Origin of the sequence: Nostoc sp. CCY 9925, from assembly GCF_963920935.1 — a bacterium.
Classification (GTDB): Bacteria; Cyanobacteriota; Cyanobacteriia; order Cyanobacteriales; family Nostocaceae; genus Nostoc.
Window position 1 is genome coordinate 1 of record NZ_CAWUDO010000092.1, and the last position, 14824, is coordinate 14824.

The 14824-nt window shown below is 44.7% G+C and carries 11 protein-coding genes and 1 pseudogene; 7 read left to right on the forward strand and 5 right to left on the reverse strand.

All coding sequences use genetic code 11. From position 1 onward, the window contains the following. From ACM0OY_RS31280 to ACM0OY_RS31295, 4 genes and pseudogenes are all read right to left on the reverse strand, one after another. Positions 1-196: pseudogene (locus ACM0OY_RS31280) on the reverse strand (hypothetical protein); the annotation flags it as partial. An 84-nt stretch (positions 197-280) separates the two neighbouring features. After that, positions 281-1168 (reverse strand): hypothetical protein, encoded by an 888-nt coding sequence (locus tag ACM0OY_RS31285; RefSeq protein ID WP_414572660.1) that lies wholly within the window; start codon positions 1166-1168, stop codon positions 281-283. 41 nt (positions 1169-1209) lie between these two features. Continuing rightward, positions 1210-1668, reverse strand: a complete 459-nt coding sequence (locus ACM0OY_RS31290; RefSeq protein WP_414572661.1) for a DUF1392 domain-containing protein — start codon at positions 1666-1668, stop codon at positions 1210-1212. Positions 1669-1901: 233 nt separating this feature from the next. Beyond that, the gene (locus ACM0OY_RS31295; protein WP_414572662.1) at positions 1902-3059 is read right to left on the reverse strand and encodes a hypothetical protein; all 1158 of its coding nucleotides are present in this window, start codon (positions 3057-3059) and stop codon (positions 1902-1904) included. 180 nt (positions 3060-3239) lie between these two features. Between ACM0OY_RS31295 and ACM0OY_RS31300 the strand changes: the two genes are divergently transcribed. The 7 genes from ACM0OY_RS31300 (at position 3240) to ACM0OY_RS31330 (ending at position 14060) form a co-directional block, all read left to right on the forward strand. Beyond that, positions 3240-3578 carry a helix-turn-helix domain-containing protein gene (locus ACM0OY_RS31300; RefSeq protein WP_414572663.1) on the forward strand — a complete coding sequence of 113 codons (339 nt, stop codon included), beginning with the start codon at positions 3240-3242 and terminating at the stop codon, positions 3576-3578. Between the two features lie 170 nt (positions 3579-3748). Further along, on the forward strand, positions 3749-4657 hold the full coding sequence (locus ACM0OY_RS31305) for a hypothetical protein (protein ID WP_414572664.1): 909 nt from the start codon (positions 3749-3751) through the stop codon (positions 4655-4657). Between the two features lies 1 nt (position 4658). Beyond that, positions 4659-4883 (forward strand): hypothetical protein, encoded by a 225-nt coding sequence (locus tag ACM0OY_RS31310; RefSeq protein WP_414572665.1) that lies wholly within the window; start codon positions 4659-4661, stop codon positions 4881-4883. A gap of 304 nt (positions 4884-5187) precedes the next feature. Continuing rightward, positions 5188-12273: a PAS domain S-box protein gene (locus ACM0OY_RS31315; RefSeq protein WP_414572666.1), complete on the forward strand. Its 7086-nt coding sequence runs from the start codon at positions 5188-5190 to the stop codon at positions 12271-12273. A 12-nt stretch (positions 12274-12285) separates the two neighbouring features. Beyond that, positions 12286-12915 (forward strand): response regulator, encoded by a 630-nt coding sequence (locus tag ACM0OY_RS31320; protein ID WP_011316786.1) that lies wholly within the window; start codon positions 12286-12288, stop codon positions 12913-12915. A gap of 202 nt (positions 12916-13117) precedes the next feature. Further along, entirely contained in the window at positions 13118-13675 is a 558-nt protein-coding gene (locus ACM0OY_RS31325) for a DsbA family protein (RefSeq protein WP_414572667.1), read from the forward strand. 202 nt (positions 13676-13877) lie between these two features. Continuing rightward, positions 13878-14060 carry a hypothetical protein gene (locus ACM0OY_RS31330; RefSeq protein WP_414572668.1) on the forward strand — a complete coding sequence of 61 codons (183 nt, stop codon included), beginning with the start codon at positions 13878-13880 and terminating at the stop codon, positions 14058-14060. Positions 14061-14173: 113 nt separating this feature from the next. Here the strand turns inward: ACM0OY_RS31330 and ACM0OY_RS31335 are convergent, their stop codons facing one another. Beyond that, the gene (locus tag ACM0OY_RS31335) at positions 14174-14347 is read right to left on the reverse strand and encodes a hypothetical protein (RefSeq protein WP_414572669.1); all 174 of its coding nucleotides are present in this window, start codon (positions 14345-14347) and stop codon (positions 14174-14176) included. Positions 14348-14824 lie beyond the last annotated feature (477 nt).

A 14824-nucleotide genomic window follows, 5' to 3' on the forward strand; every position in this document is an offset into this window, starting at 1 on the left:
ATCTGCTGTATCCATAGTGGTTCGCCCTTTTGGCAAAACTTTTTGGTTTACTGATAGTGCCTTGCATTTCGGGGTCTAGAAGTGCTTCTTCTGGTGAAGTGAGGATTTGAATAATATCGACATAAACTGTACTGATGATGCACTTTTGACCATCGGTGGCTATAGCTTGGGTCTGTAAATCAAAGGGGATAATCATAAAATCTCCAGTTTTGAGTGCGCTTGTGTGAGCTAATGACTGTTAACTAATGACTAATGACCAATGACTGTTGGCCAACGATCGTCAAGCAGTAACCACAGCTTTCTTAGAGAATGCCCCTGCTTGTTTTAGTGCCGCCGCAGGTTCGGGGTGCGCGAAAAACTCTTCAATCGCTTTCGTTAACCCCGCAGCCACGACCGGATCGTGGCAAGCGTAAATGTAAACTGATTGTTGAGTACCGTTGACTAGTCGATCCTCTTGGCGATCGCCCAGTTGTGGGTAAAATGTCCTCACCCATGTACCCAGATGCCCTCGGTAATGTGAACCACTGATAGGGACTTTTTTACCTAACTCACTTTCTGCGAAGTTGACCACGCCCAGCCAGCATTCTTTTGAAGGAGTCAACATCTTCCGGTTATGTTCAGCCAGAAGATTAGCAGCGTAGTCCTTCACCTGCTGTTCCATGTACGGGTTGAGTCTGCCACCAGTTAACTCGGCTAAAGTCTTCATTGCCAGGACAAGAGTATGCAATCGCTGTTCAACTGGGGGCAGGGCTGGTGCAGGGGGTTGTTCTGGTTGTTGAGTCGTGGGTTTTGTCCAGCCCATGATGTCTTGCATCCAGGCGCGAACGCCGATAGTTTTGAATGCTCGACAAATTAGCTTTGCTTGTTTAGTGCAGTATCGTGCTGCTTCGTATGCGTAATAGTCGAGGATGATGGCGATCGCGATGTCTGGGATGCCGTTGGTTCTCCACTGGTTCAGGTTAACAGCATCAAAGCCTGACTCCATAAGCACTTGAGCCAGTTTTGATGGTTCTTGGTTAACACTGTCCAGGGTCTTGAGAACTGCAACAGCACTAACCCCAGCTAGTCTTGCAGTTGCCCGAATACTGGCTTTACCATGACCGTTAGAGTCAACAGTAATTTCCTGTTTTATCTGTTCGATAATTTGAGCGATTTCAATTTGTGACATAGTTTTAGTTGTGTGATTAGTACAAAGCTTTATGTTGAGATTTAGACTTTTACTCGAACTAAGTCTTCTTCTCGCACTAAAGAAAAGCGACTGGTCATAGTCGATACTTTGGGAAAATCAGGTGATGCCAACTCGACGAAATAAAACCAAGACTTTTCAATTAACTCAATCCCCAAAACTAGCCTTTGCTTTGTGCCAAGATTGGGAATGCACAAAAGTACGCGTTCGCCCAGAACAAAAGCGGGTTTTGTATTAGTCCTTTGTTGCATCTGCCCAGTGCCGATGATTTGATGTTTTGTCGTGTAGATGAAGTCATCTTTGACCTCGATAACGTAATTCCAGCAATCGCCATACCACTGAACACCGCAGCAGTAGCCGAATGTTCGATTGGTCTTGAGGTAGACTTTTTCTAACAAGTTGACTTCAACAGGTGGGATGTTTTGACCCCAAGGTGGCGAAAGAAACCAACATCTTTCTAAATCGGTGATTTGTTCTGTCATAGAAACTTTCCTAACTTCGTATTCGATGATGTCTTTATCAATGCCAGCGATGCGTATGTTATCTGTAGAATCAGCTATTGTTTACGCTTTGAGTAATTACACTTAGCTGTTATCGCAAAATAGTTTGGAAGTGCCTGAATTGACCTTTTTTCCCAAAATCAGAAATCAGTGCTTATACTTACAACAAGCGAATAGTCGAATTGAGAAAGTGGGCAATTATGCCCACTGTTTCCCTACGCTGCTATCAGTTCTCGCACTGGCTCAGATTCCATCAAAAGCCCCCACTCGTCAGCCGTTAGCTCGTCAAAAGCTTTATCCAAGAGTTCTTCGTAAGATGCAACTTCCGGCACCAACAGCAATTGCACTGCCTCATCCACCGACTCACACGCCCTCTTGTGCTGCCCTGAAGAAGCCCGGATGACCCACCAGTTGCCATTTGTACAGCTAACTGAGCCTAATCTCTCGCCATCCTTGGTATAAATACCATCTTCGAGCAGTTCCAAACCGTGCTGCTCACATGCGTTGAAAATTTGGGACATTATTTCATTACCTGTGGTGCATGGTTCCTCGAATGGTTCCTGCACTGGTAATGTGCCTTGCTGGTACTGCTGTTTAACGTAGCTGTGGCATCGAGCAGGTGTGGTGTCTCGGAAAATCTCAACCTTGTTTACCAGCACTCGCCAGTACAGGTTCTCATGGTTCTCGTCATCGAAGCTAATGCTGGCTATCAGTTCGCCATTAACGAACGCTTCTTGGTCGTAGAAGGAGATTTCTGTAATTATCGGAACTTGGAGCAATTCGCAATTCGCAGTTCGCAATGGGCTACGCCCCGCTGCGCTAACGCAATTATCTGATTGATTCATCAAAGACCCGAAATCTTTACTTTTCGGTATGGTATTTAATTGCGAATTGCGACTTGGTAATTGCGAATTGTTCAAGGTGCCGTCTTTGTAGTGCCAGTAAATGAAGCGTTGGCATCTGGCAAGTGTGGTATAGCGGAAGATTTCGTTACCATTCACCATCACTACCCAAGGCTGAGTGACAAACTCGCCGTTATCGTAGCTGATGTACGCGATTAGCTGTTTACCAGCAAAAATCTCGAAATGGTGGGGGTTGATTTCTTTGATTGCCAATTCTTCTGGCGCAACAGCCTGGGCTTGGTCTGCGATGTACCTGTCGAACTCGCCCTGGGCAATCTCTTGCTCATCTTTTGCAGAACGGGCGATTTTCTGGAGTTGAGCCGCTTGGTGAGAGACAACCGCACTAATCCATGCAGCCCTGCGTCGTCTGTCTTGTACTTCGAGTGTGCAGCCGATTTCGCTGTAGATGCGCTTTAGCTGGGCTAGGGATTTGGAGCGCAGCTGTTGTTGGCTGTAAATGGTATGTGTCATTATATTGGTACTCCATCTGTATGGTGGGTTTTTTACAAGAGGCGATCGCAATAAGTTTTTCCAGGACTAGCGATTGCCTTTTGTTGTGTCTCTATATTCGCATTTTTAGGTAATAGTGTCAATATGCGTATTCGCATTTTTAGGGTATAGTATCTATTATGAGATTATGGAGGTATGACAGTGCAAAATCGAATTAAAAAATTTATTGAAGAGAAAGGCATCAGCCGATATAAGTTCTGGCAAGACACTAAGCTTGGCAGAGATACAGCTTATCGGCTATGTAATGACCCCAGCTATATACCTACAGGCAGTGTATTAGACAAGATTTGCACTACTTATAAAGTTCAGCCAGGGGAATTTTTGGTTTGGCTCCCTGATGATGAGTCTGGTGTTGAAGCAATAGTTGACAACCTAATATCGGAAACCGAGGAAGCGCCGAACATTAACAAACACTCTCGCAGCCAATTAACAGATCAAGTCGATGGAATAGTGTTGCCATTTGAAAGGAGATCGGCATGAGCGTGTTGTATCAAAAGCGATTACAGCTTTTGATGATTAGTTCTGTCCCTGCCAATGTTTATGTATATTTCCATCTATTCTTCAATCAACGATTAAACCTATCTAACACGCTCAAAATCTATCTGTATTCGATTTTGAGCAAGTTTCTCTGAGCTAAAAGAGGTGGAATAATGAACACCCCACCCCGCAAACCCAAGAAAGCCACCTCTGCTGCATCCAGCAAATCAAAATCACCCAACTCAGACATCGCGCCTTCCGAAGACCCAGCTTCTGCAACGATTGACGTGGCGGCGGTTGAAGTGCCTGAATTAACCGAGCAAGAACTGAGCGATCGCCTACATTTGGAACGCAAGGTAGAACGCGCGTTTTTCGAGGCAGGTAAAGCTTTGGTGGAGTTACGCGATCGCAGATTGTACAGATCCACTCACAAAACCTTTGAGGAGTATTGCCGCGATCGCTTTGGTTTTAGCCGCAGACAGCCTTACCATTTAATGGAAGCTGCGGTTATTTTTGATAATTTGGTGGAAAAATGTGAACGGAACGTTCACATTTTGCCGACGAATGAGTGGCAAGTTAGACCACTGGCAAAGCTAGACCCAGACACTCAGCCCGAAGCATGGCAACAAGCAGTAGAATCTGCCAATGGGAAAGTACCCTCTCATCGCATAGTCAAGGATGCGGTGCAAAAGATAATGGAACGCACCCAAGTACCTAACAGCTACCAGATCGGTGAGGTGTGCCAAATTTTAGCCAAGGACAACCCGGAACTCAGGGGCAAAGGTGGCTGTTGGTGCATTGTTACTTATGTTGGTGAGTTTAGCTGCACTGTAAGAACTTGGGATGGAGAAGTGACCGTTGGAGTGCAGCATCTCAAATCTTATAACTACTTATCTGGCGAATGCGAACAGATGCAATCTTTGTGCGATCGCATCAGCAGAATATATTTTGATTCTCTGGAAGATACAGTCAAAAATCTGTTGCAGTCGTTGGGGAAGTTGAACCGTCCTTATCTTACTGCTGTGGAGGAGAAACTGTTGAATTTGATAGAAACAGAATATGGAGTTACTGATGGAGGATAAAATGAGTGCAAATTACCCAGAATTACACGTAGATTGGATAGTTGATTTAAGGCATAGAATGAAGTTGAACTACGAAACTTTAGAAAACTTTGCTGACAGCAATAAATTAAATTACCTTGACTGTTTTTGGTTTTTCAAAGGTAATCCTGTTGTGGAAGAGTCTTTCAAAGGAATCTGTAATGTATTAGATTGCGACTGGGAAAAGGTACAACTTCCACATATCTAGCAGACGATCTCGATCTGCGATGCCTGACGGCAAGCCGCAAAGCGTCTACGCATCAATAAGGTATATTCGAGTGGGCTGGAGGAGTCGGTGCAGAGGTTTTTGGAGTCGTTGGTGAAGCTGAAGCGGGCTTATTTGACTGGACTGGAAGAAAAAGTGTTGAGTGTTTTGGAGTCTGAAATCAGAGTTTAAATCTTTTATTTCATCAAATTTATTCTTGATTACCAAACAGTAAGTAATTATTTTCGGAATAGAAAATTACTGTATAGTTTGAGGTGTACCAGATTATCCTTTCAAGAGTTGCTCTATGATCACTCTGCCTGGTATTGCTATCCAAAACAAAATATACGAAAGTGACAATTCTCTAGTGTACCGAGGCATTAGAGAGGATGGAGTATGGATCGTCGTAAAAATGCTAAAGCTTGATTATCCCTCTCCTCAAGAACTGACCCGCTACAGACAGGAATATAAAATTACCCGTTCTCTCAATCTGGAAGGAGTTATTAAAGCATACAGCCAGCAGGACTATCAACGCACTCTGGTGATTATCTTAGAAGATTTTGGCGGAGAGTCCCTAGAGCAATGGATGCACAAGCGCCCAGATATATTCTGCCCCATGCCTTTATCCACTTTTGTAGGTCTTGCGATCGCTCTCACCGACATTTTAGGCAGAATTCATGCAGCCAATGTCATTCATAAAGATATCAACCCTGGAAACATAGTCTTTAATCTAGATACTGGCGTTGTCAAAATTATTGACTTTGGGATTGCGACCCAATTTAACCGCACGAATCCGACGTTCAAAAGTCCCCATGTGTTAGAAGGCACGCTTGCCTATCTGTCGCCAGAGCAAACCGGGCGGATGAACCGGATGCTCGACTATCGCACCGATTTCTACTCGCTAGGCGTAACCTTCTACGAACTGTTAACTGGACAGCTACCGTTCCCCACTCAAGACATCCTGGAGCTAGTTCATTGTCATATTGCCAAACCGTCGATTCCTGTGCATGAATTGAACGCCACGATTCCCAAACCCATTTCAGGCATAATTTTGAAGTTGATGGCGAAAAATGCGGAGGATCGCTATCAAAGTGCTTGGAGCATCAAAGCGGATCTAGAACGCTGCGCCGGGCAACTGGCAGAAATGGGTCAGATCAACGCCATGTCGTTGGGACTGCAAGATGTTTCAGAACAGTTTTGCATTCCTCAGAAACTGTATGGACGAGAAGCGGAGACTAAAGCATTATTGGCGGCGTTTGACAGAGTGGCTAGAAAAGAGACGTTTGGCGAAATTTGTCAACTAGAGTCAGGCATAGAAAATGCTCAATTCAATGTCGAACTCATGCTCGTTGCTGGTTACGCTGGCATTGGCAAAACAGCATTGGTGCAAGAACTCTATAAACCCATCACAGCAAAGCACGGCTATTTCATATCGGGTAAATTTGACCAATTCAGGCGCAATATTCCCTACAGCGCCATTGTGGATGCCCTGCAAAAGTTGGTGCAGCAACTTCTGGGGGAACCGGATGAGCAAGTGCAACAGTGGCAAGAGCGCCTGCTCTCAGCTTTAGGAAGCAATGGGCAAATCATCATTGATGTCATTCCGGAAGTTGAATTAATTATTGGCAAACAGCCACCTGTACCTGAAGTTGGAGCAACTGAAGCTCAAAATCGCTTTAATCGAATCTTTCAAAATTTTGTGCGGGTGTTTTGTTCAAAAGAACATCCCCTGGTCATCTTCTTAGACGATTTACAATGGTTTGACTCCGCGACGCTGAAGTTAATCGAGTTAATATTACTCGACGAGCAAACCCAACATCTATTTTTGATTGGAGCCTACCGAGACTCGGAAGTGCATCCAACGCATCCACTAGTATTAACGCTCTTAGAACTACGAAACCAAGGGGCACTACTTCAGGAGATTACCTTAGCACCCTTAACGCTCGAACCCTTGAGTAAACTGATTGCCGAGACCCTAGGTCGCAATATTGACACCGTTGGTTCTTTAGCCCAATTAGTGTTACGTAAAACCGAAGGCAACCCTTTCTTTGTCGGTGAATTTTTGCGAATGCTGTATAGCGGAAATCTGTTAATCTTTAATGCGAAACAGTTAAGCTGGCAGTGGGATATTGCTCAAATTAAAGCCCAAAATATTACCGATAATGTGGTGGAGTTGCTGCTGATCCAGTTGAAGAAATTGCCAAATGAAACACGGCGAATTCTTCGCTTAGCCGCTTGTGTTGGAGCTGAATTTGATTTAAAAACGTTAGCGATCATTTGTGAGCGCTCGCCTCAAGCGATTTTCCAGGGTTTACTAGCAGCAATACAAGCTGAATTAATTCAACCTTTATCTGAATTAGACGAAAACTTGTTAGTTCAAGACTACAAGTTTTTGCACGATCGCGTTCAGCAAGCTGCTTATGCCTTAATTGATGAGCCGCAAAAACAAGTTGTTCATCTCCAAATTGGTCGCAATTTACTCGAAAAAACTTCACCAGAGCAGCGTTTTGATCGAACGTTTGTCATTGTTGATCATCTCAATCAAGGAATTAATCTGATCAACACTCAATTAGAACGAACTGAAGTTGCCAGATTGAATTTAATGGCAGGACAGAAAGCAAAGGCAGCTACGGCTTATGAAGCAGCATTTCAGTATTTCAATATAGGACTGAAACTCCTAGATACAGACAGTTGGCTCAGTGAGTATGACCTTACCTTAGCACTGTACTCAGAAGCAGCAGCGGCAGCGTATCTTGACGGCCGCTTTAATGAGATGGAACAATTGGTAGAAGTGGTACTCAATCGCGCCAAAACAGCGATCGACAAAGTGCAGGTTTACGATAGCAAAATTCAAGGATATTTATCACAGGGCAACCTGAAATCAGCACTCAAAATTGGTTTGGAAGTGTTGAAGCTCCTGGGAGTAATCTTACCAGAAAATCCAAGTGAGTTAGATGTTCGAGGCGGATTGGAGTCAACGGCTGCACTACTCGCCCAACGAGAAATTGAAGACTTGGTTAATTTACCAGAGATGACTGCACCAGAACCGCTAGCAGCAATGTCAATCCTAGCGAATATAGGGGCTGCTGCATTCATAGTATCACCAGCACTGGTGATACTGATTACTTGCAAAGCGGTAAATTTATCAATCAACTACGGGAATGCTATCTGGTCATCACTGTATTATGCTGGCTACGGATTTGTTCTATGTGGAGTTGTTCAAGACATTGAACTCGGCTATAAATTTGGTCAATTGGCTCTTAGCTTGGCAGAACGATTGAATACCAAAAAAGGCAAGGCTAAAGCATTACAGTTATTTAGTGACCATGTTATGCAATGGAAAGTACATCTTAAGGAAACGATACCACTGCTGGTTGAGGCTTATCAGGAAGGAGTGGAAACCGGAGACTTTGAAACCGCTGGTTATGCTGCATATGACGTGTGCTACAACTCGTTTTTCGTCGGTGAGTCACTCACCCAACTGGAACAGAAAACGGCAACATACAGCAAAGCGGTTGAGCGAATCAGACGGGAAAGCCCCTCGACTTGGATTGCAATAGTGTGGCAGACCATTCTTAATTTGTTAGATAGGTCTCTTAATCCCAGTCGCTTAGTTGGTCGGGTGTGTAATGAAGAGCAGGCATTACCACACGCCCTTGCAGTTAAAGATGGAACTGCAATTCAAATGCTATATCTGCACAAAGTTATACTGTGTTATCTATTTGAAGAATATCATCAAGCTGTACAGACTGCTATTTTGGCAAGGCAACATTTTGAAGAAGTGACAGCAATAAAGGTTTTACCTGTATTCTGTTTCTATCATTCTCTGGCGCTTTTGAGCCTATTGCTCGATGCTTCAAACTCTGAAAAATTAGCTTTGCTAAACTGTGTTAACACCAACCAAGAAAAAATGCAGAAATGGGCAGAACACGCCCCAATGAATTATCTACATAAATTTTATCTAGTCGGGGCAGAGAAAGCACGAGTCTTAGGCCAATTTCTTGAGGCTGAAGAGTTTTATGAACGGGCGATCGCAGGTGCTGCTGAAAATGAGTACATCCAGGAAGAAGCATTAGCTTATGAATTAGCGGCTAAACATTATCTGGCGCGAGGTCGGTCAAAAATTGCTCAAACTTATATGAAAGAGGCGCACTATTGCTACGATCGCTGGGGCGCAACTGCTAAAGTTAAAGACTTAGAAAAACGCTATCCACAGTTTTTTCCTCAATCATCTAGAGCTGCTTCCACATCAATTCCTGGTACTGCTGGAACTATCTCTAATCCCTTCCATACCGCTTTCGATTTAGCAGCAGTGATGAAAGCTGCACAGGCGATTTCTCGTGAAATTGAACTGAAGCAACTGCTGCGATCACTGATGCAAACTGTAATTGAGAATGCTGGCGCACAAACCGGATATCTGATTTTAGAAAACTCAGGAGAATGGTCGATTGAAGCGGCTTGTGAACTCAATGCCGATGAGAATGCTTGTGCGACTCAGGTGTTACAGTCTATTCCAATTGCCGATCAATTGCCAGAATCAATCATTCAATATGTGATTCGGACTCTAAAGCCTGTCACCTTGAATGATGCGACTCGTGAAGGTGCTTTTATTAATGAGCCATACATTCAACAGAACCAGCCTCAATCTGTTTTCTGTTTGCCGCTGCTGAATCAAGCCAAGCTGGTCGGTATATTGTATTTAGAAAATCGGTTAGCAGCTGGAGTATTTACACCAGAGCGATCGCAGGTCTTGCAGCTATTATCGACTCAAGCAGCGATCGCCATCGAAAATGCCAACCTTTACTCAGAACTGCGGGCTAAGGAAAGCAAGATCACCCAGTTCCTCGAAGCGATTCCAGTGGGAATTGGGATCGTGGATGCGACAGGTTGCCCTTACTATACCAACCAATGCGGCAGTCAACTTATAGGCAAAGAAACTGATACTTCCATCGCACCGGAGCAGATCTCAGAGGCTTATCAGCTTTATGTAGCGGGAACGGATCAGATCTATCCAGCGGAGAGATTGCCGATTGTGCGGGCATTAAAGGGCGAACGCATCAGGACTGAAGATATAGAAATTCGTCGAGGTCATGCCACAATTCTACTTGAGGCACGGGGAACACCAGTTTTTGATCAACAGTGCAATATTACTCATGCGATCGCTACCTTTCAGGACATTACAGAGCGCAAACAAGCCGAGAAACTCCTAGCCGACTACAACTGCACTTTAGAGCAACAGGTCGCAGAACGAACTGCTGCGTTACGACAAAGTGAGGCCAATTACCGTAACCTGATTCAAACTGCGAATTCAATCATCCTTCGCACGGATAGGCAAGGACGAATTCGATACATGAATGACTATGGACTGAGCTTTTTTGGTTATGAGGAAGATCAGATTTTAGGGCGTACCCTACTGGAAACAATCGTTCCAGAAACCGAAACATCTGGACGCGATCTCAAGCAGTTTGTTCACGATCTGTTTCACAATCTTGAAGCTCCCTTGCCTCAAGCTTACTTGCAAACCGAGAATGAAAACCTTTGTCGAAACGGTAGACGGGTTTGGATTGCCTGGTCGAATCAAGCCATCTTCAATGAACAAGGAGATGTCGTTGAAATCTTATCGGTGGGCAATGACACCACCCAGCGTAGACAAGCAGAAGAGGCATTACAACGCAGTGAAGCTAAGTTCCGCAATATTTTTGAAAACTCACAGGTTGGCATCTTCCGCACCCGCCTCTCGGATGGATTACTTCTCGATGCCAATCAACGCTATGCCAATCTGCTTGGCTTTGATTCATCAGAGGAGATGATTGGGCTTGAACACGCCACAGACTACTATGTAAATCCCAGCGATCGCCAAAAATTCCTTGAGGTGCTGAAGCGGGATGGGGAAGTGCGAAGCTATGAAGCACAGGGGCGAAAACGAGATGGGACAGTGTTTTGGGGACTTTTCTCTGCTTATCTGAATGCAGACGATGACTACATTGAAGGGGTGATTGCGGATATTAGCGATCTCAAACAAACAGAAGCCGCTCTACAAACGAGTGAAGAACGACTACGCTTAGCATTAACCGCTTCAAATCAAGGACTCTACGATTTCGATTTAAAGACTGAAGAAAGAATTGTTAACCCGGAATACGCTTTAATGCTGGGCTACGATCCAGCAACATTCCACGAAACCATTCCTGAATGGATTGCTCGTTTGCATCCTGATGACAGAGAATCAGTTGTCGCAACCTACCGTGCTTGTATTACTGGAGAAATCCCCAACTTTCAAGTAGAGTATCGCCTTCGTACCCAGGATGGTCAGTGGAAATGGATTCGTTCTGTCGGCAAAATTGTTACCTGGAATGAATCCGGTGAACCCATCCGAGCGTTGGGAGTTGTTACGGATATCAACGATCGCAAGCAAGCAGAAGCAGCATTGCAAGCCTCTGAAGCAGAACTGCGGGCGCTCTTTTCAGCCATTCCCGATCCATTATTTGTATTCTCTGCTGAAGGGCGATTCCTTGAAATAATGGTACTGGAACGAAATCTGCTATGGCAACCCTTTGAGGAGATGATTGGTAAAACTATGCATCAACTCGGAAGGGAAGAAGCTGATGAGTTTCTAGGTTATATTCAGCAGGTACTGAGAACCCAACAAATCCTCACAGTCGAGTATGGTGCGTTTCTAAATGGACGAGAAATGTGGTTTTCGGCTCGCATTGCCCCAATCAGCCACGATCGGGTGATTTGGCTGGTGCGAGATATTACGGCGCAGAAGCAAGCAGAAGAAGCCTCAATTTTAGAAGAACGTAACCGTATGGCACGCGAAATTCACGATACACTCGCTCAGGCGTTTACAGGGATTCTGGCTCAGGTCGGTGCTGCAAAACAGGTGCTAACGGATGATGTAGAAGCAGCTCAGGCACACCTGGATCTGATCAAAGAATTGGCACGAACTGGACTGACTGAAGCACGGCGATCGGTAATTGCGCTCCGTCCTCAGCTTTTGGAGGAGGGCAGTTTACAGAGCGCTCTCCATCGTCTCGTCGCTCAAATCAGGGCTGCTGCAACTGACACCACCTTATATTATGAGATTGAGGGTGCAGTGTATTCTCTACCCACTGAAGTCGAGAATAACTTACTACGGATTGGGCAGGAAGCATTAACTAATGCGATTAGATACGCCAATGCTGACGAAATTCGAGTGGAGCTAGTCTACGATCGCGACCAGTTTTGCTTGCGCGTGAGAGACAATGGACAGGGCTTTGGAGTTGGAAGTATTTCAGCCTCTGAGGGTTTTGGCTTACTCGGCATGAGCGAACGGGCAGAGCGCATCGGCGCACAACTCACGATTAGGAGTCAACCTGGACAAGGAACAGAAATTATTGTCACCGTCAACCCTTGAGTGAGCATTACAATGAGCCAAGCTACGACCATTCGGGTTCTAATTGCGGACGATCACGCCATTTTTCGGCAAGGATTAGCCACGATTATTAACCGTGACCCAGAGATGCAGGTGATTGCACAAGCCGAAAATGGGGAACAAGCGATCGCCGCCTTTCGAGAACACCAACCAGATGTAACGCTAATGGATCTGCGAATGCCTGAAGTGGAAGGAGTTGCCGCCATTGGTGCAATTTGTGCTACTGCTAAATCTGCTCGGATTATTGTACTGACCACGTATGATAGTGACGAAGATATTTATCGGGGATTGCAGGCAGGCGCAAAAGGATACCTGTTGAAAGAAACTGAACCGGACGAGCTTCTGAATGCGATTCGTACCGTTCATCGGGGCCAGAAGTATATTCCGCCCGATGTGGGAGCAAAGTTGGTACAGCGCCTCAGCAATCCAGAACTGAGTGAAAGAGAACTAGCAGTACTCCGCTCACTGGCGCAGGGAATGAGTAATGCCGAGATTGCGGCGGCTTTGAGTATCGGTGAAGGCACTGTTAAATCCCATGTCAATCGGATTTTGAATAAGTTGGATGTAAGCGATCGCACTCAAGCTGTGATTGTTGCCGTTAAGCGCGGCATTGTAAGTTTGTAGGATGTACTTTCGATCAAATTCGGATTCTAACTTAAGTTAGAGCCTACCTTCTATCTTAAGAAGGAGCGGCTGCTCCATCAAATTACAGCCTAAAAATGTTAACTCACTGTAGACGACAACTAAAACCCAATTGTTTATATTGAATTCATGTGGATTGAGCAAGTGAATCGCAAGGTTCCATGCTTGATACAGATGTAGAAAGATGATCGACGACCATAGTTCCAGTTCTTTAGTTGTGCCAGCTTCAACCCAAGATCACAGTCAAGGTGTGCTAAGTGCCGCCGTGGTATTAGTGATGTATGGGGATTATCAATGTCCTAGAAGTGCAGCCGTTTACAAGCTGATTAAAATCATTCGGCAAGAGCTTACGGTTTCTTTTGGAGAGGATTATTTATGTTTTATCTTCCGCCATTTGCCACAGATCCAGATTCATCCTCAGGCACAACGGGCAGCCCAAGCAGCCGTTGCCGCCGCCGCCCAAGGAAAGTTTTGGTTAATGAGCGATACTTTATTTGACCATCAACAAAGGTTGGAGAACGGTTATCTTATCGAGTACGCCAATGATTTAGGGGTTGACATTCCTCAATTTCTCAAAGAGTTGTCTAAACAAGTGTATGTCGATCGCATCAATGAAGATATCGAAGGCGGAATACAGAGTGGAGTGACGACTACCCCAGCCCTGTTTATCAATGGAATTCGGTATACCGAGCGCTGGAACACGACGGAGTTGATGGCTGCCATGATTGCTGCAAGTCATTAAGTTCCCCGATCTTTGCTCTCAATTCATATCTGACTTGTCTATAAGTGCTATAAGCTATCAAATTTTGATAACTAGATTTTGCCTGTTTCGCTGAACAAAACTGCCGCTTTTTGAACCATGCCAAAAATTACCATGCCAACAACTGAATTTTTTCGTATTGATTTAGTCAATTACAAATCAGTATTTCATTGAGGATAATTCTATGCCGCATTTATTAGTACAAGGCAAGAATAATTCTGGGCATGAAGGTACACCTCAGACTGGTTCTCTTCGCGACTCCTCAGTTAATCATGCCCTGATTGCGATCGCGCAAGAAGTCACTGAGTTGCTGAGACAAACTTACCCGATACAAACTGACGAAATTGAAACAGGAGAAACAAAATGATACTGCAAGATAAAGTGGCGTTAGTCACTGGCGGAATGTGACTTGAAGAAGATTTTGGACAGGTTTGGAAGAAGAAATTGGACAAGTTGCAAGCTGAAATACCTATAACTTCGTTAAGGTATTAAGCAAGCGATCGCTCTTTTGGAAAAAGAAAATGGACACAAATCCGCTTGAATACGGCTCCTGTCCAACTTATTGCCTAACTTGTAGGATTTTTCACAAGCTTTGCGATCGCTTGCCGCAGTAAGTATCGCTATTACCAAAACCTTTATCTTGCATACAGGCATAGAGTTTGAGCAGTTTAGTTTTCCTTTATGCTATTTTTTTGACGTTCTTGGAAGGTAAACTTGGACATCCATTTTTGGAAGGTAAAGATGGACAACATGTCCAAAATCTTCTTCAAGTCACACGGAACTTCAGGAATTGGTTGTGCAACTGCGTTAGCGTACCCCTACGGGGAAGCAAGCTACGCGTAGCGTTCCGTAAAGCCTGCGGCATAGCTACGCTTAGGGCGCAGCCTCTCGTAGAGAAGGAAAGCTTAACGTTCGCGTAGCGTCTCGCAGAGAAGTTATCGCATTTGGTGCTGCTGGAGCAAAGGTAGTATTCTCAGGCAGACGCGATGCAGAAGGTGAAAAAACTGCCAAACTGATTCGTGAAACAGGCGCTGAATGCTTATACGTCCATTGAAACAAGTTCACTAACATCACAAAAATCTGACAAATCATTTTAAGAATCTGAAAGCAGTCAAGCATTGGAACTCAAGA